The 23,798-nt window shown below is 38.5% G+C and carries 17 protein-coding genes; 8 read left to right on the top strand and 9 right to left on the bottom strand.

Annotation, left to right across the window (positions count from 1 at the left end; translation table 11 throughout):
• Positions 1–30: 30 nt before the first annotated feature.
• The 6 genes from CEF18_RS17685 to CEF18_RS26885 all read right to left on the bottom strand — a co-directional run bounded on the left by CEF18_RS17685 (position 31) and on the right by CEF18_RS26885 (position 9,694).
• On the bottom strand, positions 31–1,887 hold the full coding sequence (locus tag CEF18_RS17685) for a TnsD family transposase (RefSeq protein ID WP_223292437.1): 1,857 nt from the start codon (positions 1,885–1,887) through the stop codon (positions 31–33).
• Between the two features lie 30 nt (positions 1,888–1,917).
• Positions 1,918–3,615 carry an ATP-binding protein gene (locus tag CEF18_RS17690; RefSeq protein ID WP_110937878.1) on the bottom strand — a complete coding sequence of 566 codons (1,698 nt, stop codon included), beginning with the start codon at positions 3,613–3,615 and terminating at the stop codon, positions 1,918–1,920.
• Positions 3,608–5,794, bottom strand: a complete 2,187-nt coding sequence (locus tag CEF18_RS17695; RefSeq protein WP_110937879.1) for a Mu transposase C-terminal domain-containing protein — start codon at positions 5,792–5,794, stop codon at positions 3,608–3,610. The genes CEF18_RS17690 and CEF18_RS17695 overlap by 8 nt, the downstream gene beginning before the upstream one ends.
• An 18-nt stretch (positions 5,795–5,812) precedes the next feature.
• Positions 5,813–6,619: a TnsA endonuclease N-terminal domain-containing protein gene (locus CEF18_RS17700; protein ID WP_110937880.1), complete on the bottom strand. Its 807-nt coding sequence runs from the start codon at positions 6,617–6,619 to the stop codon at positions 5,813–5,815.
• Between the two features lie 444 nt (positions 6,620–7,063).
• Positions 7,064–8,866: a glutamine--fructose-6-phosphate transaminase (isomerizing) gene (gene glmS / locus CEF18_RS17705; RefSeq protein ID WP_110937881.1), complete on the bottom strand. Its 1,803-nt coding sequence runs from the start codon at positions 8,864–8,866 to the stop codon at positions 7,064–7,066.
• Positions 8,867–9,568: 702 nt separating this feature from the next.
• Positions 9,569–9,694: a hypothetical protein gene (locus tag CEF18_RS26885; RefSeq protein WP_259457965.1), complete on the bottom strand. Its 126-nt coding sequence runs from the start codon at positions 9,692–9,694 to the stop codon at positions 9,569–9,571.
• A gap of 122 nt (positions 9,695–9,816) precedes the next feature.
• Between CEF18_RS26885 and CEF18_RS17710 the strand changes: the two genes are divergently transcribed.
• The 8 genes from CEF18_RS17710 to CEF18_RS17745 all read left to right on the top strand — a co-directional run bounded on the left by CEF18_RS17710 (position 9,817) and on the right by CEF18_RS17745 (position 19,503).
• The gene (locus tag CEF18_RS17710) at positions 9,817–10,926 is read left to right on the top strand and encodes an iron-siderophore ABC transporter substrate-binding protein (RefSeq protein ID WP_110937882.1); all 1,110 of its coding nucleotides are present in this window, start codon (positions 9,817–9,819) and stop codon (positions 10,924–10,926) included.
• Positions 10,919–11,959 carry a FecCD family ABC transporter permease gene (locus tag CEF18_RS17715; protein ID WP_110937883.1) on the top strand — a complete coding sequence of 347 codons (1,041 nt, stop codon included), beginning with the start codon at positions 10,919–10,921 and terminating at the stop codon, positions 11,957–11,959. Before CEF18_RS17710 ends, CEF18_RS17715 begins: the two co-directional genes overlap by 8 nt.
• Complete coding sequence (locus CEF18_RS17720) at positions 11,956–12,987, top strand: FecCD family ABC transporter permease (protein WP_110937884.1); 1,032 nt, start codon at positions 11,956–11,958, stop codon at positions 12,985–12,987. Before CEF18_RS17715 ends, CEF18_RS17720 begins: the two co-directional genes overlap by 4 nt.
• The gene (locus tag CEF18_RS17725; protein ID WP_110937885.1) at positions 12,987–13,835 is read left to right on the top strand and encodes an ABC transporter ATP-binding protein; all 849 of its coding nucleotides are present in this window, start codon (positions 12,987–12,989) and stop codon (positions 13,833–13,835) included. Before CEF18_RS17720 ends, CEF18_RS17725 begins: the two co-directional genes overlap by 1 nt.
• Positions 13,836–14,345: 510 nt before the next feature.
• Positions 14,346–15,767 (top strand): PTS mannitol transporter subunit IICB, encoded by a 1,422-nt coding sequence (locus CEF18_RS17730; protein WP_110937886.1) that lies wholly within the window; start codon positions 14,346–14,348, stop codon positions 15,765–15,767.
• Positions 15,768–15,801: 34 nt separating this feature from the next.
• A complete protein-coding gene (locus CEF18_RS17735; protein WP_110937887.1) occupies positions 15,802–17,925 on the top strand; it encodes a BglG family transcription antiterminator in 2,124 nt (707 codons plus the stop codon).
• Between the two features lie 3 nt (positions 17,926–17,928).
• The gene (locus CEF18_RS17740; protein ID WP_110937888.1) at positions 17,929–18,366 is read left to right on the top strand and encodes a PTS sugar transporter subunit IIA; all 438 of its coding nucleotides are present in this window, start codon (positions 17,929–17,931) and stop codon (positions 18,364–18,366) included.
• The gene (locus tag CEF18_RS17745; protein WP_110937889.1) at positions 18,367–19,503 is read left to right on the top strand and encodes a mannitol-1-phosphate 5-dehydrogenase; all 1,137 of its coding nucleotides are present in this window, start codon (positions 18,367–18,369) and stop codon (positions 19,501–19,503) included.
• Between the two features lie 548 nt (positions 19,504–20,051).
• Here the strand turns inward: CEF18_RS17745 and glmM are convergent.
• The 3 genes from glmM to cdaA all read right to left on the bottom strand — a co-directional run bounded on the left by glmM (position 20,052) and on the right by cdaA (position 23,765).
• Positions 20,052–21,413 (bottom strand): phosphoglucosamine mutase, encoded by a 1,362-nt coding sequence (glmM, locus tag CEF18_RS17750; RefSeq protein ID WP_110937890.1) that lies wholly within the window; start codon positions 21,411–21,413, stop codon positions 20,052–20,054.
• 62 nt (positions 21,414–21,475) lie between these two features.
• Positions 21,476–22,945 (bottom strand): CdaR family protein, encoded by a 1,470-nt coding sequence (locus CEF18_RS17755; RefSeq protein WP_110937891.1) that lies wholly within the window; start codon positions 22,943–22,945, stop codon positions 21,476–21,478.
• A complete protein-coding gene (gene cdaA, locus CEF18_RS17760) occupies positions 22,938–23,765 on the bottom strand; it encodes a diadenylate cyclase CdaA (protein WP_110937892.1) in 828 nt (275 codons plus the stop codon). The genes CEF18_RS17755 and cdaA overlap by 8 nt, the downstream gene beginning before the upstream one ends.
• Positions 23,766–23,798 lie beyond the last annotated feature (33 nt).

The following is a 23,798-nucleotide window of genomic DNA, read 5'->3' on the forward strand; positions in this document are numbered from 1 at the left end:
TTTTGTCAAACGAACTAACTTTTTGCAAATTTATTCTCTAACTTCTTTTAATATTGCTTCTTGAAGAGAACTAGCCAAAGGTATTTTTAAGCCAGATTCCCTAATTAATCTCCATTCACTGACTTCAATACTCAAATTCCGTAATTCTAATGCATTTGTTTTTAAACGTCTCATTTGAAACTCTTCAATGGATTCAGTAATATTTTGTAGCTTGTCTCTGCAAAGCGGCAAGTGATTTAAATTCTTCTCCAATAAAGAACTAGCCCCTAACTGTTTGCCGATTCTGCTGATTGTAACTCTTTGTAATTTACCTTCTTTTGTTTTTATAAGTTCAGCTTCCTTATCAATCAACACTGATAACTCTTCATCTCTCCTAGTCCAATCCACTCTTTTTTGGTTATTAGAGCCTCTTTTCATTTTTGGCGGCAAATTATTAAATAACCACTGTTTATCGTGCCTATAGAGCCATGTATATACTGAAGGAAGTTGTTTTCTTAATTCCGTTCTACTTAATTTAGAATTAGTAGCTAAGTGATCCATCCACCTTTTCTTGTAGTATTCTTCTGAATCCATACTTGGTTCCATCAAATTCTCCTGATTCTGTTGACAAGCATCTTCTAGCTTTAATAGATATTTTTTTATTGTCCCTCTATCCACGCCTAATTCTTTAGCAATTTGAGTTATAGTTAAATTTTGTTGATGTAAATGACTCAACTTTTTATTCCAAACATCTCCAAAACTTTTAATTCGTCCTATTCTAAAACGATCCTGATAATCTTTATCTGGTCCTCTTCTCGAATATACAAAGCCACAACTACAAGTGAATGTTCCTACAGGCTTTCCTGTTTCATAACATTTCGTTACATTATAATCATCAACAACGTCTTCATGGTAGTGCTCTGCTGCTTGATTTAAACAAGGGAAAGGCGATGATCCAAAAGGTTCATTCTTCAGATTTTTCGTATTCATTTGTCCGTAAGCATCAACATTTTCTCCCAAAAAATATAGGAGTAAAAGATGTCGCAGGGGATGACTAGAACCACGAGGTTTTCGCAATATTTTATGCAACCATGTATCTTCACTATTTTTGAATATAAGGCAATTTATATTTCTAAGAAAATTTTCTTCAAAAATGCTAATAAAATTAGGCAATAATTTATTAAATCTTATTGTGGAAAATAAGGTTATAAAGCCCTTTTCATTAAGCCTGTTTTGGTAGAAACTTCTGAGTCTAGCTAATCCTAACGTTGGAATATCACTTTCATTCCATAACAGTCGAGCAGATTGACGAGACAAAAAGTCATAGTAGTGCCAATGATTTGGTGATATATTAATATCCTTTGCATATCCAATATTTATTTCACTAAGCGCGTAGTATTTCTGTTTTTTAGGTTGGTGAGTAAATGGTACATTGGATTGTTTTAGCGGTTCAGAATGTATGGGACAAATAAATACATGAGGTAATTGATGTACTCTACGCCAGTAGGGCTCTCCAAATTTATGACAATCATTTTCATAGCACTTTATACAAAATCTAAAAAACTGCGTGTTTTTAACTCCACTCGCCGTAATCCCCGAAAGCATATGTACATTATGATTCTCATTGCCACTCATGTATTCTCTAACTTTCTCTCCACTCGCACTTGCAATAAACGGATTATAATATGGATATAGGGTATGGTTTGTAATAAGGTAATCTGGATTTAAGTTAGATATGGTATGTTCATTAATACTGTTTAAATTGCTGGGTAGATCCGGTGTTGCCACTTTTGAATTCGATCCTAATAGATCTATCAACGTTCTTTTATAGCTATTATTGCCACTTTTTATGTGATATCTTGCCATCGTGCTATACAACATTTCATCTTCATATGGTTGAGGAAACATACCAATCAACTTATTCACCCCCTTAATTAATCAATCAAGAAACTCTGTAAATGATTTCACTATACCCTCTTCTTTTAATGCTTGGACAATAGAAATTTTATCCTTTTTCGCATTCTTTTCAATTAGTCGTACATCCTGCTGATAAGGGAAATAAACCACTTTTTTTGGCCTTTTTTCTTTAATCTCATTCTTGTTTGAATGCTCTTTTGCTTTATCTAATATCATTTGGGTCACAATTACTTGTTGGGCATCGAGATCTAACATTCCTTTATTTGTATCCATCGCTTTCGTCACAATTTTTATAGCTGCTGTTTCAGATAGATCAAAATTCATGGCAAAAGTGACAAGGTATTTAAAATTTTCTTTACTCTTGCTTACGTTCCTTGTTCTTTTATGTTGATCACTGATCTTACCATGTAATCCAATTCTAACCCCTAAAGCTTTTATATAATTATTAGTCTCAACCCACCCAGGACTTAAATCATCATATTTTTCAATTGCTTTTTTTTCTCCTGACGCTAAGGCGTCAATAATATCTTGAACAAGCCTTAAATTATGTATTGCTACTTTTCGAATCAAAGACACAGTTAATTTCTCTTGTCCATACGCTATTGCGTATTGTTGCGATTTAATAAATAAATTGATAACAAAATCGGTAACACCTTGCGTTAATTCATACATTGCATTATTGAGATCTTCTGTTAAAGGAACCTTCTTTTTAGTCCATTGGTATTCCCACAGATCTTCTAAAAACAAATTCCACTGTTTGTCTTGTTTCATTGGATCCATAAATTCTGCACCCATTCCACTTGCCCTTCTTCCGTTGGCTAATAACATACTGAACATGGGTATAGCTTTATAAGTTCCAATATATAATAAGGGAACACCTAATTTAGTACTTAATTCTACAAAGAAATCGAGCATTTTTTGAGCCTCTTCACCCCTTTTCATCCTTTGTATCTCATCAATAGCGAGTACCCCAACACAATGCAGTGAACAGATATGCGCCATTTTTGTGATCAATTCCTCTTCCGTCGTTCTACTATTAACGAATTTATGATAATAATTAGTTTGTAAAATTTGATCCACGGTTAGAAAGAATTGCTGGCAGAAGGATTTCCTTGATCCGTTGAAAGGGCACTCCAACTTCAACCAAACAATTTGTTTTAAGTAACCCAGTGTCAATCCATTTTTTTGATATTTTGAATGGGTAATTACCTGAGGGTACATTAATAAAGTTGTTTCCACTGCTGTTGTTTTTCCAATACCACTTATTCCTATTACCGAATAGGATTTAGCTGTTGACTTGTTTCCAATTAAATTTTCACCATTTAAATCAAGGTCTTTTTCCATAATGTCTTTTATCCCAACAGCAAATTGCCGAGCGTAAAAAGGTGAAAGAGGGTTCCTACCAAGGTAGCCCCTTCTAATCATAAGTGATAGTGTACTTTCAATTTGTATGTGGATAGGTAATGGTTGCATATAATCTCTTATTTGCTCAACATAATGAATTCTTTTCTCAGGTGGCTTATCTATATCCTTCTCAGAGAAAAGTGGTAAGTTTAGAATAGTTTCTGATACTTCGTTTAGTGTTTTAATTGGGGGCAGGGCCTCAATTAAAGGATTCCCCTTATACGAACCAATTTCTGGATCAATATATTTAGCCTGACATTGTCTCCCCATTAGAACGGAAACAATATTTCCATCAAGATTTATTTCTTTACTCATTTGAACTTCTCCTCTTGTTACTTTTATTTATTAACATGTCTAAAATAAATTGATCATCATCAATTTGTTCGGATTCACTCGTAGAATTTACTTTTCGACTAAATGATTCTTTTTGTTTTAAGGTATTGTCCCAATTTTCACTTTCTCTATGATATGTCTTTTCATCCTTACGATTTTGTTGGATTTGTTTTGTTCTACTTACTTTGCTCTCGCCCGGAATTTTTTCCTTATTTGTTTTGGCCGTTTCTTCTTCAATAATTGCACTAATTTGTGAATTAAAATCAGAAGATGCTTGCATTTGCTGACTCTTTTTTTGATCCTCCTCGATCATCCTTGCATAGATATATTCTTGATAATCCTCCATTCTAGGTTCAAGTTCATCTTCAGAAGTTAATTTATTTATCATATTATATTGAATAAGTTTTCCTTCTTCATTTTTTAAATATATATGGTTTATACTGCGTGGATCGAAAGAAATAATTAATTTTTTTCTGCCTTTTATACTTGCATCTTCAAACCAGCCCTTTTCAATTGCATCTTTTGAAGAATAATACCGTTTATTAAAATAAACACCTTGTCTAGTAATGGAAGCTGATCCTTTTGGCATTAAAGTATAACGTATTAAGTCTATGTTGCTTTCTTTTAGAACACCCTGTTTATGTTTTATCCCCCAATTCCATAAATTTATTGGGGTTGGAGTTACATTATTGGCAATCATCTCTGATGACAAAGGGTAATTAGATATAATTTTTTGATTATGTTCCAAAATGGATGTAATAATAATCTGTTCGAAAGCTTTCAGTGTTAATGTAGCATCTAAGCGATAATCTTTTGACCCGCGCTCCTTGTAATCCTTATGGACCGCTCCTGGTGTCCAATTTCTGATTTTAGTGTTAATTGTTCTGAAGTGCTGTTCTACAATTCCTTTTAAATCCGCTCTAAAAGGCGGTGCATTTTTCACTTGTATACCTAAAAAATCTGTTAATTTATCGGCATTAAACCCTTCCATTTCTCCTCTATCTGCCAGAATCTTATGAGGCAAATGATGTGCTGGCCACTCTGAGTCTTCTATATTTAGACCGAGTGAACGGCAATACTCTTTTTTATTTGTGTACGTGTTTTCCAAAGCTAACATTGCACTCAACCATGATGGACCTTCTAATCCCACATAAACTCCTGTGACTAGTCTAGAGAATACATCCTTCACAATATATACTACAGGTCGACCTATAATACGATTCCTTCTTAGAGAACTAACCAAGTAGATATCAGCAATAGTTGCATCGATCTCAAATATAGAACCAGGACCTGAAGCCCTTTCTGATGTATCCCCTACATTTGGTTTTGCTAATAGATTGTATTTTTTCTCCCCCTCTTTTTGTAAATACCTTTCCTTAGGGTTAAATTCGTTAGTATACCAGTACCTGAACTGTCTGTAGGTTGGTACTTCATTAGTATTAGGTAAAATTGGGGCCAAAACATCACTTTTTGTAAGGTGATATCCTACATGATAGTAATTTCTGATCATCTGCTCATACGTGAATTTTAATTCAGGATTATTAGACTTTTCATAGAATCCTTTAATAGCTATTTTAAAAATTCTCTTATCTTCTTCAGTTACATTTATCCCAGTCATTTCTGGATTTTCTTGTGCTTGATATGATGGACGTCCAATTTTTTTGTTTGTTAGTTTTTTTGTCTTACCATATCCTCCACTTTTATTGTAATGAGGTAACAATGCATTTTTGACTTTTCCTCCTACCCAATACTGCTTTAACTTTTTATAAATATACATTTTTCCTATATTGTTTTTTTCCATACATTCCTTAATTAATTGACCGCGATTTTCTTCAGTGAAAATAGAAGGTTCTAAATTAACTATGTCTTTTATCACATCCCATGCTCGATCACGATTCTTTTTGTGTTTATTGATAAATTCTTCATTTATATTTAATAGATCACTATAAGGGTCTATACTTAATCGTCTCACAAAAGGCGTTTTTAACCCTTCTGTAATTTCTGAAATATCTCTAACATGAGGTAAATGCCTAGGATCATCTATCCTAATTAGAACAACATCTTCAAAATTCGGTGAAATCCAAAGTACTCTTTCTGTAGAAAGTAAATTATTTTCATCATTACACCATTCAAAAATTGAATTCACTAAAATATTTTCCACTGTTATCACCTTTTCAAATTAATTATTTGGATATATATCAACATCACTTAAGGTTTCTATTTTTTTGTTCATATTCACATACCACTTTTTATTTGCAATCATATACTTAACAACAAATAGACAAGTCCCTTGAGTGAAACCTAACATTTCATCTGAATCTAAACATATTGTAGATAGTCCATCTCTTCTATTAACTATTTCTTTTAATAAGGTTTCGGAAATTTTATATATCAAGTTATTATCTAAAATTGAATCCTTATCTAACCGTTTACTATCATATAACCAGTCCATATTTTTTAAAAAAGCACTCGGTTTGTCTTCATCAGTCACAATACCCCAGTCAATTCCTTGTTCGTGATAAAACTGCTGCTCTATCGCAAACTTTTCAAGTACTCTTCCTTTTAATTCTGAAGATGGTTTTATTGTCCGAGCTTGAATTTCTTTGCCTTTTTCGGTATCTCTTGTTACTAAAAAGTCTGTAGTCATAACTATCGGGTCTTTCGATTTGGGGTCATAGGGATGCTTAATTCCTAATGAATCAGCTATTTCTAATGTCCTTTCTTGTGGCAACAAAGGATACTGTTCTCTTATATCAACTACGGAGTCTGACCATTCCAATATATAAAGATAATCTAACTCCTCGTGAGATAATAAATGGTGTATTCGATTTGATTTCCACCCTTTAGTTCGAGTCACAATACCTTTTGAGGGAACATCTCTTATAGTTAGCCAAGGTTTATACTCTGAACCTTCTCCTTTGCCTCTCCCCTCCTCAATCCATTTTTCTATCTTTTTAGCTGTAGATGAACGTTCTCTTTTAGCCATAAAACCCCTCCTATTTTTGGTGACAATACGAAAAACAAATTAACCATTTTAACCAAAAACGAAAAAAAACTGCCCCAATGTAAATGGGCAGTTTCTAAAAGTTACTATTTTCTTTATTGGATTTTGTAAATAACTGGATAATTTCTTCTTTAACCAATTAATGTAGCTATTTTTTTCATTTTGAATATACATTGGGAACTCCATCCTTTTTATAAAACTGTAAATTTAATAGCATCATAACCATTTTCTTATTGGTTTAATCAATTAATATCCATTATATATTCTGGGAATTCCCAACTTTGAGAAGAAGTACATAGTGTGTAACAACTTGTCGGTATCCAACTTTTTTTGTTGGTATCCGACTTTTTTAGTTAGTATCTAACTTTTTTTGTTAGTATCCAACTTTATTGTCGTTTAACACAAGTTGTGGATTCTTTCATTACCCTACTCAACAGTCACGCTTTTAGCCAAATTTCTTGGCTTATCTACGTCGCAGCCTCTGTGAAGAGCGGCATAGTAAGCGATAAGCTGGAGTGGGATCACACTCACTAGTGGAGTGAGGTATTTGTGTACCTTTGGCATAACGATTTTATCGTCTTCTTCTGCGAATCCCTCCATGCTGATCATACATGGATTAGCACCACGAGCGACTACTTCCTTCATGTTTCCACGAATGTTTAAGTGTACGTTTTCTTGCGTCGCAAGACCAATAACTGGTGTACCTTCCTCAATTAATGCAATTGTTCCGTGCTTTAGTTCCCCACCGGCAAATCCTTCTGCCTGAATGTAGGAGATCTCTTTTAACTTAAGTGATCCTTCCATACAAACGTGGAAATCCATTGAACGTCCAATAAAGAAGCAATTCCTTGATAGACTCAAGTAGTCTCGTGCAATTTGCTCGAGAGTGTCTTTTTGGTTCGTGAAGATATCCATCGCATTTGCAACGATTGCTAATTCCTGCAAAGGATCAAAATCCATTTTCACACCTCTGGCAATCGCGCTATCCACAGCGAGTATTGCCAATACAGCCATTTGGGCAGTATATGCTTTTGTTGATGCAACTGCTATTTCAGGACCTGCAAATGTATGAAGCGTGAAATCAGACTCACGAGATAACGTTGATCCAGGTACATTTGTTATCGTTAAAGATGGTAATCCTAATTTTTTAACATTCACGAGTACTCCGCGAGAATCCGCAGTCTCTCCGCTTTGTGATATAAAAATAAAGAGTGGCTTTTTACTTAGTAATGGCATATTATAGAGAAATTCACTCGCAATGTGCGTTTCCGTTGGGATTCCCGAGATCTTCTCGATAAATTCTTTTCCAACGAGACCTGCGTGGTAACTGGTACCTGCTGCAATAATGTAAATACGGTCAGCTTCTGCCATTGCTTGTCGAATGTTCTCGTCTAATTTAATGCTTTCATTGTCGTCCTTGTATTTCGTGATAATGTTTCGAATAACAAATGGTTGCTCATCAATTTCTTTAAGCATAAAGTGAGGATACGTACCTTTTTCTATGTCTGATGAATCTAGCTCAGCCACATAAGAAGCACGAGATACCTCTTCTCCGTCTAACGTTTTAATTGTCGCCTTTTCTTGTGTAACCACAACAATTTCTTCGTCGTATAATTCCACAAACTCGTTAGTCACTTGAAGCATCGCCATAGCATCACTTGCCACAACATTCACACTATCACTTAGTCCGACAAGGAGCGGACTTTTATTTTTCCCTACATAAATAGTATTTGGATCTTGGTTGTCTAACAAAGCCGTTGCGTAAGAGCCTTTTAAGACGCTTAATGACTTACGAAAAGCTTCTTCTGTTGTTTTACTTTCAGAAGCAAACTTCTCTACAAGCTGAACGATGATCTCTGTGTCCGTATCACTGACCATCTCTACGCCTACCAAGTGTTCTCTTCGTAACTGTTCGTAATTTTCGATGACTCCGTTATGAACAATTGTATATCGAGAGCTTGAGCTCTGATGAGGGTGAGCATTTAATTTGCTTGGAACGCCGTGGGTCGCCCAGCGCGTGTGCCCAATTCCAGTGAACCCCGCTTCTGTTTCATCAACTGCTTCACGAAGATTTGCAATACGCCCTTTTTCTTTATAGACGTGGACTCCTGTTTCGTTAGCGATCGCAATACCCGCAGAATCATAACCTCGATATTCTAATTTTTCTAATCCCCGCAATAGGATTTCCTTTGCATCTTTTGTTCCTACATATCCGACAATTCCACACATAACAATCATTTCCTCCCATAGTGGGACAAGAAATGCTTTAGGGGCATAACTTGCCCCACTCTTCATTTATATTTGTTTGTTCTTCGTTTTAATTGTTGTTAAAGCATCTATTACTTTGGCTTTTGTTCGATGAGTCGCCTCTTCGTTTTAGGCCTCAGTTTTCGGTTGTGATGTGGCAACCGGGAGGTATCCGCCGAAACTTTCGATAATCCTCCTCCTCGTCAACTACGATAATTTTCCGTCCGTATCGTAGTCCAGGCGCTATAATATTTCGTCACCAATTGACCCTTCTGTCCTCCTTTTTTCCCTTGAATACGTCTAATCATACTACAAGTTGGGAAATTCGGTCAATTCTTTTATATACCCAGAAGCATCGAGGGAAAAACACGTGAACTCCTTGGTAAATTCTTAACTCAAAAATAACTCGATGCTTCTATATACTATGCTTCAACTTTCTCATTTGATCCATTCAAATATATGAACAAATTAGTGCCCTACTCCTCAATCTAATTGAATTATTCGGTCACTCTTAAATTCATTACTCTTCATAAACTCACTCATAACCAATTCACTCTCAATTATCTCTTACTATCAGCTTTTACGAGTTTGATGTGACCACCCTCAACAGCTCAACTGCTCGATAGCACATAACTGTAATTAAGAAAATTCCTTTTCCGTACATTGTAAGCACAGTTAAAATTTTCATTGACAACTAGGTAAATAGTTTATATCATTGATAATGAGAATCGTTATCATCGAAAAAGAAGGGAGCTCGAATCGAAACATCAGCCACTCGGCTTGCTGATACTCATCATCAATTAGCCCCAAACGGAACACCTCTCGAACCTGTTTACCTAGAAGCTGAAAGCTACATAGAGTGTCGAAAGTCCTCTGCTATGTTAGTCAGTAATACTTAAAAATAAAACTTATGAAAAGGATTGGTATGTTAAATGAATATAAAACGAAAAATCTCATTAATCACTTTATTTATGTCAGCTGCGATCATGTTAATATTAGTTGGTTGTTCAGACCAGGAATCCACTGCAACACAAACTCCAGCTGAGAATAATTCGTCGACTACAGACGCGACTGAAACAGAAACAGAAACAGAAACGGAAACATCTTCTTCTGAAGAAGAGACTTCTGAATATCCGATTGTGATCGAGCATGCTTTTGGCGAATCTGTCATTGAAAGCAAGCCTGAACGAGTTGCTACTATTCAATGGGCTAATCATGATGTCGCTCTCGCTCTCGGAGTTGTGCCTGTAGGTTTCTCGGCGGCGAATTATGGTGTTCAAGATGATAGCGGAATGTTACCTTGGACAGCTGAAAAGCTCAATGTACTTGGTGAAGAAGATCCTAATATATATCAGGATACAGACGGACTTGATTTCGAGGCAATTTCAGATTCAAACCCAGATGTCATCCTTGCAGCTTACTCCGGTATTACCCAGGAAGACTATGATATTCTTAGTGAAATTGCACCGGTTGTGGCCTACGAAACTAGTCCTTGGGTAACTACATGGCGTGAGCAAGTTATTAATAATGCAACAGGTATGGGCATGAAAGCGGAAGGCGAACAACTTGTTAAGGACACCGAACAACTCATAAAGGATAAAGCAAGTGAATATCCTGAACTCGAAGGTAAAAAAGTAGCTTTCGCTAACTTCTCTGCCGATGATTTATCTAAAATACACGTTTATACACCAGTAGATCCTCGGGGTGAATTTCTAGTCGAGCTAGGAATGGAATATCCTGAAAGTGTTACAAATGAAATTACGGATCCTACTAGTTTCGTCTTGACATTAAGTACCGAGAATGCGGAAGCTTTAAATGATGCTGATATTTTAATTGGCTATGGTGATGATAGTTTATTAGAAGCAGTTAAGGCTGATCCTGTGCTTGGTAAAATCCCAGCAATAGAAAGAGATTCGGTAGTATTTATTGGTAACGGAACTCCGTTGGCAGCATCCGGAAATCCAAATCCACTTTCGATAGAGTATACTCTTGATGAACTTTTGGAACTAATTGGAGGAGCCGTTAAAAAGCTCGATGAATAGTTTACCAGTTTTAAAAAATAACCTGCTACACTCCTATATTCCAAAGCATATGACGGCAGTATTAGTGATTTGTTTGGTTTTGCTAGGATTATGCATTGTTGCATCACTGGTCTTTGGTTCTAGACCAGTGAGTTTTAATGAGCTAATCGATGGATTATTTAACCCTAATGTTGATTCCTACGGAGCAAACGTCGTTCGTAAAAGGGTATCCCGAACCGTTTTTAGTTTATTATGTGGTGCAGCACTCGGTGTATCCGGAGCACTTATGCAAGCGGTCACTCGTAACCCAATTGCAGACCCGAGTATACTGGGAGTGAACACAGGTGCATCTTTGTTTGTTGTTAGTGGGATTGCGTTCTTTAACATAAGCACTGCAAATCAATATATTTGGTTTGCTTTAGCTGGAGCAATGATTACCGCCGTTTTTGTATTCGGAATAGGCTCCATGGGACGCGGCGGTGCTACCCCCCTTAAACTTATTCTGGCAGGTGCCGCCACAAGCGCCGTCCTTTCTTCTCTAGTCATCGCAATTATGCTTCCTCGCTCTTATGTCATGGATCAATTTAGGTTCTGGCAAGTGGGCAGCGTAGGCTCAGCAAACTGGAACGATATCACGACGTTTATCCCGTTTCTGATCATTGGAATCGTAATAGGTATTATTTCGTCTTCGGCACTAAATGCATTAGCACTCGGAGATGAACTTGCGACAGGATTGGGTGTCCGAACTGGAGTTTTGAGGCTCGTAGCGGCTCTTGCAGGGGTTCTTTTGTGTGGGGCGACTACTGCACTGGCAGGGCCTATTGGTTTTATTGGACTCTTATCTACTCATGTCATACGGCTTATTCTTGGGCCTGACCTACGATTTGTTATACCGATGTCAGCAGCTGTAGGAGCAATCATTTTAACTATATCAGATGTAAGCGGCAGACTCATAGGTAGTCCTGGAGAGCTGGAGGTTGGTGTTGTTACGGCATTTATAGGAGCTCCGATATTGATCATCCTAGCTACAAAAGTGAAAGTGAGTTCATTATGAATAATACATCGGTTGAGTTTATTATAGCGGGCAGGCGTCAAAGACGTCGCCGATGGATAGTTGTTACTAGCTTCCTTACGGTACTTGCATGCATATTATGCTGTGCCATGCTTATACTTGGAAACACCATTTATCCGATAAAAGATGTCATCCGAGTGCTTACGGGAGAGAAGGTTGAAGGTGTATCTTTCGCGGTGAGTACCATACGACTACCGAGAATGCTGGCAGGTCTTTTTGCCGGGTTTGCTTTCGGTATTGGAGGTACTGTCTTCCAGACGATGTTGCGTAATCCTCTCGCAAACCCAAATGTAATCGGTATAACCTCCGGATCGAGTGCTGCGGCTGTTTTTTGTATAGTCATTCTTCAGTCTAGCAATGCTATTGTTTCCATTGCTTCGGTTATTGCAGGTCTTGCTACAGTCATATTACTTTATCTGTTTTCCAGAGGAACAACATTTTCAATCGGTCGGTTAATCCTAGTTGGTATAGGCATACAAGCCATGCTAAACGCCGTGATATCCTACCTTCTACTTGTTAGCGCACAACAGGATATTCCAGCAGCACTCCGATGGCTCAGCGGCAGCCTCAACGGCTCTCAATTACATACGCTTCCGCCTCTTGTTATATCGGTTTTGGTCTTTGCACCTATCACTATTGTGCTGGGGAAACATCTAAGCACATTGGAGCTCGGAGATCAAACGGCCACTTCTCTCGGAGTCAATACCGACAAGACCAGAATTGCGCTAATTTTAAGTGCCGTCTGCATGATTGCTTTGGCTACAGCAACCACGGGTCCTATCGCATTTATCGCTTTCCTTTCGGGACCAATTGCGAAAAGATTAGTCGGAGTTGGCTTCTCAAACATAATTCCGGCAGGTCTTGTTGGCGTGAATTTGGTTTTGGCATCAGATCTAATTGGACAATTTGCTTTTGAAGTCAGGTACCCAGTGGGCATCATAACCGGAATACTAGGAGCGCCATATCTAATCTACTTGCTAATCCGAATGAATCGAAAGGGAGACTTTTAATGAAACCGACGCATCTTTTTCAAGCTGAACAAGTCATTGCGGGCTATGATAATAAACCTATTATCAAAGGAATAAGTCTTGTGATCCCCAGTAATAAAATAAGCGTGATTATTGGAGCCAATGCCTGTGGAAAGTCTACACTGTTAAAAACAATGGCAAGACTTATCAAACCTATATCCGGCAAAATAACCCTTGACGAAAAGCCACTTAGCAAAATTCCACCTAAACAGTTGGCTCGCACTTTAGGACTTCTTCCGCAATCTCCTATTGTCCCGGAAGGAATATCTGTTGCTGATTTAGTCGGTCGAGGAAGGTTTCCACACCAATCGATGTTTAGCGGGTGGAATAAAAAGGATTACGAAGCAGTAGCTGAAGCGATGGAAATCATGAATATTACGGAACTCGCTAATCATCATATTGATGAACTTTCAGGCGGACAAAGACAGCGTGTCTGGATTGCAATGGCTCTGGCGCAACAAACTGATATTCTATTTCTTGACGAACCGACAACCTTTTTAGATATCACGTATCAAGTCGAAATTCTTGACCTGCTCACAGACCTTAACCGAAAACACGGTACAACGATTGTCATGGTTCTTCATGACATCAACTTGTCCGCACGCTATGCTAACAATATATTTGCTCTTCATGAAGGGAAGCTTGTGGCAGAGGGTGACCCGTCAGAGGTTATTACAAGCACATTGATTGAAGACATTTTCGGGCTTCATTGCACAGTAATAGAAGACCCCGTTTCAGGCTCTCCTTCTGTGGTACCAATAGGCAGATATCATGTTAATGGCCTTAAAAAAACGAATATCGAAAAAAAAGTTCCTGCCCCACTATTTTAAAACATTGGGGACCAGGAACTTTTTTCCTGTATTAGAAAGGGCAGTATAATTTCCTTTCATAAATTCAAGCATCAATTAACGTAACAGGTGTATCCTTGTTGATTTTATCCCCCCTCAATATACCTTAGTAACTTCACCCATATTCATACAGCCCAAAACCCATGATTTACACCCCTCCATCAGGTCGAATTTCGTCAGCTTGAATTACTTTTACGGTAAATTCTTGCGCCTTTTTTCCGACCTTATAACACTTTTATTCTTGCTAACTCAAATGCTATTCGACTAAAGGAGAGCCCTTCAAGACACCACTCTATTGTTCGGATTCGCTCCCTCTGCTCGAAAACAAACAACAATCCTTAAATACAAATCTTGTCTGACATTATATGAAATGATGTCAACAATACCTGTGACGAAATTAGCTGTACATTAGATTGTTTATATGTTGGTAGCGCTTTACTATAGAAGTACAGAGATAAACAATCTCAGATAATTTAAAAGGAGGAACAAACAATGGCACAAGAAAAAAGTACGATTCGTACAAAAGTTCAACATTTCGGTAACTTTTTAAGTAGTATGATCATGCCGAATATTGGGGCTTTCATCGCTTGGGGACTTATTACTGCACTTTTTATTCCAGATGGCTATTTCCCAAATGAAACGCTTGTTCAACTCGTTGATCCTATGATCCTTTATCTTTTACCTCTATTAATTGGTTTTACTGGTGGTAAACTCGTTCACGGAGTACGTGGTGGAGTCGTCGGTGCCACAGCTACGATGGGTGTCATCGTAGGCGCAGACATACCGATGTTCATCGGTGCGATGATCATGGGACCTCTCGGTGGTTTTGTCATCATGCAACTGGATAAACTAGTTGAAGGTAAAATTAAGCCCGGATTTGAAATGCTCATTAACAACTTCACTGCTGGTATTTTCGGTGGTGCGTTAGCAATCTTTGGGTTACTAGGTGTCGGCCCTATTGTATCGGCATTTAGTCAAGCAATGGGGGCAGGAGTAGAAGTTATTGTAGATGCTGGTCTATTACCACTTGCAAGTATTCTCATTGAACCAGCAAAAGTATTATTTTTAAACAATGCGATTAACCATGGTGTACTAACACCACTTGGATTAGAGCAAGTTTCTGATGTAGGAAGATCAATTCTTTTCCTATTAGAAACAAACCCTGGTCCCGGCTTGGGAATATTACTAGCTTTCTGTTTCTTTGGCAAAGGGATGGCAAAGCGTTCAGCACCAGGTGCTGTGATCATCCACTTCTTTGGAGGGATTCATGAAATCTACTTCCCGTATATTCTCATGAAACCTGCATTAATACTAGCAGCTATCGCTGGTGGTATGAGTGGTATTTTCACCTTCAACCTACTTGGAGCAGGTTTGCCTGCAAGTCCGTCACCAGGTAGTATTATCGCCTACGCGCTCTTAACCCAGCCTGGATATTATATTCCCGTATTCTCCGGAGTCCTAGTTGCAACCATCGTTTCCTTTGTAGTTGCGGCTGTTATCTTGAAAGCTAGTAAAGACAAAGGTGAAGACGATATCACAGAAGCAACCTCAAAGATGGAAGAAATGAAAGGAAAGAAAAGCAGTGTCTCTTCTTCCCTTGGAGCATCAACTGAGAAATCGGAAAAAGAGTTCAATTACAAAGAAGTAAACAAAATTATCTTTGCCTGTGATGCCGGAATGGGATCAAGTGCAATGGGAGCTTCTATTTTAAAGAACAAAGTAAAGAAAGCCGATCTTGAGGTTGATGTTTCCAACACGTCGATTAGTAATATACCGGAAGATGCTGATGTTGTCATTACACACAAGGATCTAACGCCACGTGCAAAAGAAAAACGCCCGGATGCAGAACACATTTCGGTTGAAAATTTCTTAAGTAGTCCCGAGTATGATAACCTTGTGGAAAAGCTAAAGTAACGCAGTCAAACGACTGTAGCGGAGTGATAAAAACATGTATGTTTCTGCGAGAGACCGACTAATTCTAGAGCTTCTCATCCAGCAACGAGAGGGAGTTACTGTCCGAGAGATAGCTAACTCTCTCCATGTTAGTGAAAGAACCATTCATCGAGATTTAAATACATTTACCTCCCTTCTTCAGCCTTACGAACTTGTATTAGAAAAAAAGGCTGGAAAGGGAGTTATATTAAAAGGGGCTAAGGAACAAGTCGATCAATTTAACCAGGATTTACAAGATGCTAACTACTTTGATTTTTTACCCGAACAAAGACAAGTACTGATCGCCTGTAAATTATTAGAATCCTTGGAACCCCTCAAACTTCAATCTTTAGCAACTGACTTGAATGTGACCGTTGCAACCGTCAGCAGTGACTTGGAAAAAGTGGATGCCTGGTTGTTAACACACGGTGTTACCACTGAAAAACGACGAGGACTAGGCATTCAAATTACTGGAACAGAGTCTGCAAAAAGACGTGCAATCAGCAGAATACTAGCGGAAAACTTTAATGAATCAGATATTTTACAATACATTAGGCGACGAATTCCAAGCAATGATACTGACGTTTCCCAATCAATAGCCGGGCAGCTACTTGGTTTTATTAATGTTGATAAACTTAAGGTTGTCGAGGAAGCTGTAAAAAAGATTAACCAATCCCTTCCTTATAAAATTGCTGATTCTGCCTATATTGCCTTGGTTGTTCACCTCGCATTAGCAATAGAGCGTATTACAAAAGGCGAAAGAATTACAATAAACAAGGAGCTTTCGAGTCATTTAAAAGTAAAAAAAGAGTACACCCTGGCAAACGATCTTGCTACAGAATTGGAAATGAAGTTTGGACTTCATATACCTGAAGCCGAAGTTTGCTATATTACGATGCATCTTAGGGGAGCCAAGTTCCGCCATGATCAACATATTTCCTTTAATGAAGACAACCTTGATACAGCCATGATTGCCAAGCAGTTAATGACTCATGTTTGCAAAGGGTACGACGTCGATCTAGCAAATGACAATTCACTTTATCAAGGGTTGTTGGCACATTTGGATCCCGCACTTTACCGGTTAAAACAAGGGATGCATATTCACAATCCTTTGCAAGATAAAATACAGCATAACTACCCGAAGCTATTTGATAAAGTAAAACAAGCATTTAATGACGTTTTACCCCACCTTTCTATTCCAGATGAAGAAATTGGATTTCTTGTCCTGCACTTCGGCTCAGCCATCGAAAGAGATGACAACAGACGCAGACATAAAGCACTCGTTATTTGCTCCAGTGGTATTGGGTCTTCAAAAATGATCGCGAGTAGATTGCAAAATGAGTTTCCAAACATTATTGATGTGAAAAATATATCGATGTTTGAATTAGATCAGAAAAATTCTGAAGAGCTCGATTTGGTGATATCAACCATTCCACTAGTCGATCATTCAATCGATTATGTGCAAGTGAATCCATTTTTGACGGATGAGGATGTTCGAAAAATTGAAGATTACATTGAAAGGAAAGAACACCTGTCATCAGTAAATGAACATATGGGCAGAAAGATAACCAATGAAAAAGGCGCAGATATGATTAATACCGCAGAAGCAACCACAATGTTGACACAAATGCACCGTAGTCTTCCGGTTACGATCGACTTGCTTCATCACTTTAAAGTTTATGTAAATACCCATAAAAAAGATATGTGGAAATCGGTATTTGATGTTGTGCTGCATTTGAAAGAGCAAGGGATAATAACTAACCCGGAGGAAGTTGTTGATCATCTGAAAGTTCGAGAAGAAATGTCGGGTCTTGGTATCCCAAACACCGTGATGGCACTCTTTCATGCACGAAGTGATCATGTCGAAAAACCGGTATTTATTATCAATGATTTAACGAATTCTTCTAGAGTTGACTCAATGGATGGGGAGACGATAGAGATGACAAGAATCTTATTAATGCTTGGGCCAACTGACATGTCCGAAGAAGAAACAGAAGTACTAAGCTCAATCAGTAGTATGATCATCGACAGTGAGGAAAGTACGGCTTTGTTTGAATCCGGAACTGAAAAAGAAATTTCCAATCATATAAGTCGTAAAATGATCGTTTTTTATCAAAATCATTTAAAGAAGGAGAGTTAAAATATGACTAAACAAGTTTTAGCAAAAGAAAACGTAATTCTTAATGCAAAGGTATCGTCTAAAGAAGAGGCTATTAAAAAAGCCGGCCAACTTTTAGTGGATGGTGGATATGTAGACCCATCCTATGTAGACAAAATGTTTGAACGAGAAGAGATTACTTCCACCTATATGGGGAATCTAATCGCTATTCCTCATGGGACTGAGGATGCCAAAGAGAGTGTTCTAGCCTCTGGAATATCTATCCTCCAAATTCCTGAAGCCATTGATTTTGGAAACGGGAATGAAGTGAAAGTTGTCTTTGGTATTGCCGGCAAAAATAACGAACACCTTGAGATCCTTTCTCAGATTGCGATCCTATGCTCTGAAATGGAGAATGTCGAAAAAATTGTCAACGCTACTTCAGAAGATGAATTGCTAGCTTTATTTAGCGAGGTGGAATAAATGAAGGCCTTACACTTTGGCGCCGGAAATATCGGACGCGGTTTTATTGGTAAAATCCTAGCTGATGCAGGTTACAGTATTACTTTTGTGGATGTGAATCACGAAGTCATTGATGCCTTAAACGAGATGAATTCTTATCATGTACACTATGCGGAAGAAGACAAACGTTCCTTTGAAATTACGAACGTTCAAGGACTGCATTCACAAAAAGACGAAGCCCAAGTTATCGAAGCTATTGCTTCTGCGGATTTAGTGACTACTGCGGTAGGTGCACATATTCTTCCCCATATCGCGGCCACTTTAGCAAAGGGGTTGATTGCCAGGCCTACTTCACAGCCCCCCTTAAATGTCATCGCTTGTGAAAATGCTTTGGGTGGAACGGATCTATTAAAAGCAGAAGTCGAAAAACACCTCTCCTCAGAGGACTGGGACTACGTTTTGGAAATTGTTGGTTTTCCAAACGCGGCTGTTGATCGGATCGTTCCCATCCAAAACCAAACAAATCTCTTGGATGTATTAGTAGAACCGTTTTTTGAATGGGTCGTCGAACGAAAAAATATGAAGGGTGACCTTCCTCCTGTAACTGACATTCATTTCGTTGATGCCTTAGAAGCTTATATTGAACGGAAGTTGTTCACGGTAAACACTGGTCATGCGGCAACCGCATATTTTGGCTACCTAGATAATAAAAAGACAATCCAGGAAGTGTTAGAGGACGAAGCAATCAAACGACAAGTCAGGTCTGTTCTTGAAGAGACGGGAAGGTTAATTTGCGAGAAGCATACCTTTGATAGTGAAGATCATGAACGTTATATTGAAAAGATTCTTCAAAGGTTCCTAAATCCATTTATTGTAGATGAAGTAACAAGGGTTGCTAGGCAGCCAATCAAAAAACTCGGTCATAATGAACGTCTTGTTAGTCCAGCTGTGCAGTTGTTAGACAAAGGTATCGAAATAGATGCCTTATACGATGTGATCGTTGCTGCATTAAAATTTGATTATCCTCAAGACGATGAGGCAGAAGAGTTACAAAAGAAACTTAACGATAGTGGTATTCAAAAAGCATTTAGTTCCATATCCGGATTAGCTGAGGATCATACCATCGTAAAAGAAGTCGCACGAAGATATGCACAGTAGCTATTCTCCCGTTTACAGTCATAAAAAAACTTTGTTTTTTTTCTCTATTTTGTTGCTTTTGTTATCAAGGAAGGTTGTTTGGAAGAATTACCGCTCCCTTTCCGTGGATGATCCGCGAGCCTCCTCGAGCATACTGACGCTCTGCGGGGTCTCGCTTGGATCATTCTTCCACAGGAGTCTCGCGGATTCTTCCAAACAACAATTTTTTATAGAGGATGAGCGAAGCCGCTGCATTGTTTAAGCCTGGTCTGAGTGGTTTTCTCAGTACAGGCGAGCAGTGTGTGTAGCCATTGCACTTAACAGGCTATTTTTTTGAAAAAACAACTCGAAGTAGCGAAGGTGGCGACTCCTGCGGAATTAGCAAGGACTGAAGACCCCGCAGGGCGAACTACCCGAGGAGGCTGAAGTCGTTGCCCGCGGAAAGCGTCCACCTAGAGCGGATTCGAGCATCTTTGTTCGACGAAAACAACAATCTTTAAAAAACCGATATTTTATAAATTCTTATCTGTTAAAAAAAGCTCATCCGCATTCGGATGAGCTTTTACTTTCTATTCTAACGATCCTAACTCTCTTTTAATTACATCCACAATTGTTTGCACATGTTTATCGCAAAGCTCCTCGGTAGGCGCTTCTGCCATCACACGAACTAATGATTCTGTACCAGAAGGTCTAACTAGAATTCGTCCTTCCCCTTCTAATTCTCCTTCAATTGCAAGAATTTCAGCCGCAATCACTTCGCTATTATGGAGAGCATTTTTATCTGCTACACGAACATTAACGAGCTTTTGCGGGTATTTCTTCATTTCTCCTGCAAGTTTTGATAACGGCATATTTGAAGCTTTCACGATTTGAACGAGCTGAAGCGCCGTTAAGAGACCATCCCCAGTTGTACTGTAATCAAGAAAGATGACGTGTCCGGATTGTTCTCCGCCTAGGTTAAACCCTCCATTACGCATTTCTTCCATTACATATCGATCTCCCACAGCAGTCTGTTTCGTTTCGATACCTTCCATTTCCAACGCTTTGTAGAAACCGAGGTTACTCATCACCGTTGTGACTGTTGTATCATGATTTAAACGACCTGTGTTCTTCATATACTTAGCGCATATGTACATAATTTGGTCCCCATCAACAATATCACCATTTTCATCCACAGCAATAAGTCGATCAGCATCTCCGTCAAAAGCAAGACCAATATCAGCACCTTTTTCTTTGACTATTTTGACTAACTCTTCTGGATGGGTTGATCCGAAACCATCATTAATATTTATCCCGTTCGGAGAGGCTCCGATGACCGAAATTTTATCTGCGTCTAAATCAGCAAATATATGATTTGCTAAAGGTGAAGCTGCCCCGTGTGCACAATCTAGTGCAATATGCATTCCGGAGAAGTCTCCAACAATCGTTTGTTTTAAGAATTGTAAGTATTTTTGACCACCTTCAAAGTAATCATTCACTGTTCCAATGTCAGCACCAACCGGTCGAGGTAGTTCATCTTCCATGTTGTCTTCTTTATTTAGCAGAGCTTCTATTTCTTCCTCTTGCCTGTCAACTAATTTAAAGCCATCTGATCCAAAGAACTTGATGCCATTATCTTCTACAGGATTGTGGGATGCAGAAATCATGACACCCGCGTCTGCACTTAATGCTTTTGTTAAATAAGCTACCCCTGGTGTAGAAATAACACCAAGACGCATAACTTCAGCACCAATGGAGAGTAATCCAGCTACAAGAGCCCCTTCTAACATATGTCCGGAAATTCTTGTATCTCGGCCAATTAAAATCTTTGGCTTTGTTGTTTCTTTCGTGAGGACATAGCCTCCGAATCTACCTAGTTTAAAAGCTAGTTCCGGAGTTAATTCTTTATTTGCTATCCCTCTTACTCCATCAGTTCCAAAAAACTTTCCCATTAACAATCGCTCCTAACATTCATCTTTTTCATCGATATATTCATACCAAAAACTCATAAAATTTAAGAACTACTAGAATCCGTTTCGTCCTCAGGTTCGGACTCAGTGATCTCCTCTTCTTCAATTCCATTCATTTCGGTTTCCGTATTTATTTCGTTATCGGAATCATCACTTGGATCAGAATTGGTTCCAGTGCCAGTATCAGTATCAGTATCAGTATTCTCATTTTCACTTCCGCTATCAATTGACTCATCGGTTTCCTCTTGCTGACCGGAAGGATTATTAACAGCTGTACTTTCGTCAGAAAGGATGAAAATAGCTGAAGTTCCTGTTTGCTCAAACTTTAGATTTTGAGGTCCTATGAATTCCAGGCTAACGTCATGCTCCCCTTCCTCCAGTCCTTCTACATCTAACGTTACTTGCAAATCTTCTCGCTCTAATCGGTTAAGTGCTTCTGAACTTCCACTAACGAGCAAATCTAGTGTTCCTTCTTCGGGATCAATAAAATCTATCGATTGTGCATCCCCTAAACCAGTGACATCAATCTCAAAATCGGTAAATTCTCTTTCCTGTTCAACAGTGACATCTACAGTTACCGTTATTGTTTCAGGATCGATACTTTCAATCCCCTCAGGCAGTGGAATATCCACTTCAAAAGAGTCTTCCCCAGCTGTTTCAATTTCACTGAGATCCAATGTCACACCATCAATAAAAGAAATTTCATTAATGACATCTACCGGTCCAAATACACTTACTACTTCAGGATCAGTAGTAATAGATTCAATAGCGACGCCATCCGGAAGTTCTCCTGTTCGATTAATTCTTACAGGTACTTCTTTATTTGGACTCGTAACAGGTACGACTACCTCTACCGCCGGTGGATCCGCGTTAACGTCTAGAACATTCCCGTTTTTGTCATAGAGAACTACCGGCACGGAATCCTCGAAATTAGTTTTTCTACCGGCCATATCTACAGTAGACCTTGCAGAGTCAATTTGTTCAAGTACTCCTTGCGCTGAAGTAATATTCACTGTTGAAGGTTCTACTGTTGGAGTACCAATCGAATGACCGTCTTCTACTTCACCCTCATTTTGTAATTGCACATCCACAGGGAAAGAAACTGTCTGACGCTCTTGAATAGTCACCTCAACATATGCAGGATTAACGGAAACATCAACATTAGATGGGAACTCCCGATACTTTACTTGTTCATAGTGAGTGCCCGCCTCTTTACCTGTGAGATCAATATATAACTCCTGCTGAGGATGTGTGATTTCAGACACTGTTAACACATTTTTTGGACCTTCAAGCGTAACTTGGACAGTTTCAGGTGCATCCATTAATACATAATTTTCGTCATCATAATATACATTTAAATCTACTTCTTCTAAAATATTTGTGGAGTCTGTTACCGTGGGCAGTCCCCCTGGCTGATTAGGAGTTCCGTCCATATTTACCATAAAAAATAGCATAACTGCGATAACGATAGAACTTAGTTTAATAAACCACCCTTTATTAAACAATTTATCCATTTTTCTTTCCTCCCCACTGCCAACGGGAGTTTGAGCCATTCGAGGCTTCCTTTAGCATTTCTTTTTCTAATAATTTGCGAAGTGCTTCTTCATCTAAACTTCGGTGGAGTTCTCCATTTTTTGTCACGGAAATACCTCCAGTTTCTTCAGACACTGCTAAAGTGATGGCATCCGTTACTTCACTTACACCAAGTGCAGCACGGTGTCTTGTTCCCAATTCCTTTGAAATAAAGGGATTCTCCGACAAGGGCAAGTAACATCCGGCCGCAACAATTTCGTTATTTTTCAAAATTACAGCCCCATCATGAAGAGGTGTATTTGGAATAAACACGTTAATTAACAACTCAGATGTAAGTTTTGCATTCATGACAATGCCAGTCTCCACATAATCATTCATTCCAGTTTCTCTTTCTATAGAAATCAATGCCCCGATTCTACGCTTCCCCATGTAATTAGAAGCTTTAATAATGTGTTCAATTGCTTCCTGTATCTCTTCCTCTGCGGCTGTGGAAGTTGACTGAAACAAACGCCCACGACCAAGTTGTTCAAGCGCACGCCTTAACTCAGGTTGAAAAATTATTATAATGGCTAACAAACCATATGTAACTGCCTGTTGCATAATCCATTGAAGGGTATTTAATCCTAAGAAGCCACTTAAAAACCACACAGCCAAAATGACCGTGATGCCTTTGACAAGCTGAACAGCACGGGTACCGCGAATAACCATGATTAATTTATATATCACGAAAGCCACTAATGCAATGTCTACCACAATTGCTAGTGCACTCAGAAAAGTAAAATCATTAAACACCTCAAACATAATCGTTCCTCCAAAGGTCACATTTCTTCCCAT

Source organism: Salipaludibacillus neizhouensis, assembly GCF_002886185.1.
In the GTDB taxonomy this organism is placed as follows: domain Bacteria; phylum Bacillota; class Bacilli; order Bacillales; family Salisediminibacteriaceae; genus Salipaludibacillus; species Salipaludibacillus neizhouensis.

What these genes read in the sequence shown, in the direction of transcription:
- CEF18_RS17720 (WP_110937884.1), top strand. Translation starts at nt 11,956, where the DNA reads ATGAATAATACATCGGTTGAGTTTATTATAGCGGGCAGGCGTCAAAGA.
- cdaA (WP_110937892.1), bottom strand. Translation starts at nt 23,765, where the DNA reads ATGTTTGAGGTGTTTAATGATTTTACTTTTCTGAGTGCACTAGCAATT.
- CEF18_RS17735 (WP_110937887.1), top strand. Translation starts at nt 15,802, where the DNA reads ATGTATGTTTCTGCGAGAGACCGACTAATTCTAGAGCTTCTCATCCAG.
- CEF18_RS17710 (WP_110937882.1), top strand. Translation starts at nt 9,817, where the DNA reads ATGAATATAAAACGAAAAATCTCATTAATCACTTTATTTATGTCAGCT.
- CEF18_RS17730 (WP_110937886.1), top strand. Translation starts at nt 14,346, where the DNA reads ATGGCACAAGAAAAAAGTACGATTCGTACAAAAGTTCAACATTTCGGT.
- CEF18_RS17700 (WP_110937880.1), bottom strand. Translation starts at nt 6,619, where the DNA reads ATGGCTAAAAGAGAACGTTCATCTACAGCTAAAAAGATAGAAAAATGG.
- CEF18_RS17690 (WP_110937878.1), bottom strand. Translation starts at nt 3,615, where the DNA reads ATGAGTAAAGAAATAAATCTTGATGGAAATATTGTTTCCGTTCTAATG.
- CEF18_RS17725 (WP_110937885.1), top strand. Translation starts at nt 12,987, where the DNA reads ATGAAACCGACGCATCTTTTTCAAGCTGAACAAGTCATTGCGGGCTAT.
- glmM (WP_110937890.1), bottom strand. Translation starts at nt 21,413, where the DNA reads ATGGGAAAGTTTTTTGGAACTGATGGAGTAAGAGGGATAGCAAATAAA.
- CEF18_RS17740 (WP_110937888.1), top strand. Translation starts at nt 17,929, where the DNA reads ATGACTAAACAAGTTTTAGCAAAAGAAAACGTAATTCTTAATGCAAAG.
- CEF18_RS17715 (WP_110937883.1), top strand. Translation starts at nt 10,919, where the DNA reads ATGAATAGTTTACCAGTTTTAAAAAATAACCTGCTACACTCCTATATT.
- CEF18_RS17755 (WP_110937891.1), bottom strand. Translation starts at nt 22,945, where the DNA reads ATGGATAAATTGTTTAATAAAGGGTGGTTTATTAAACTAAGTTCTATC.
- CEF18_RS17745 (WP_110937889.1), top strand. Translation starts at nt 18,367, where the DNA reads ATGAAGGCCTTACACTTTGGCGCCGGAAATATCGGACGCGGTTTTATT.
- glmS (WP_110937881.1), bottom strand. Translation starts at nt 8,866, where the DNA reads ATGTGTGGAATTGTCGGATATGTAGGAACAAAAGATGCAAAGGAAATC.
- CEF18_RS17685 (WP_223292437.1), bottom strand. Translation starts at nt 1,887, where the DNA reads ATGTTTCCTCAACCATATGAAGATGAAATGTTGTATAGCACGATGGCA.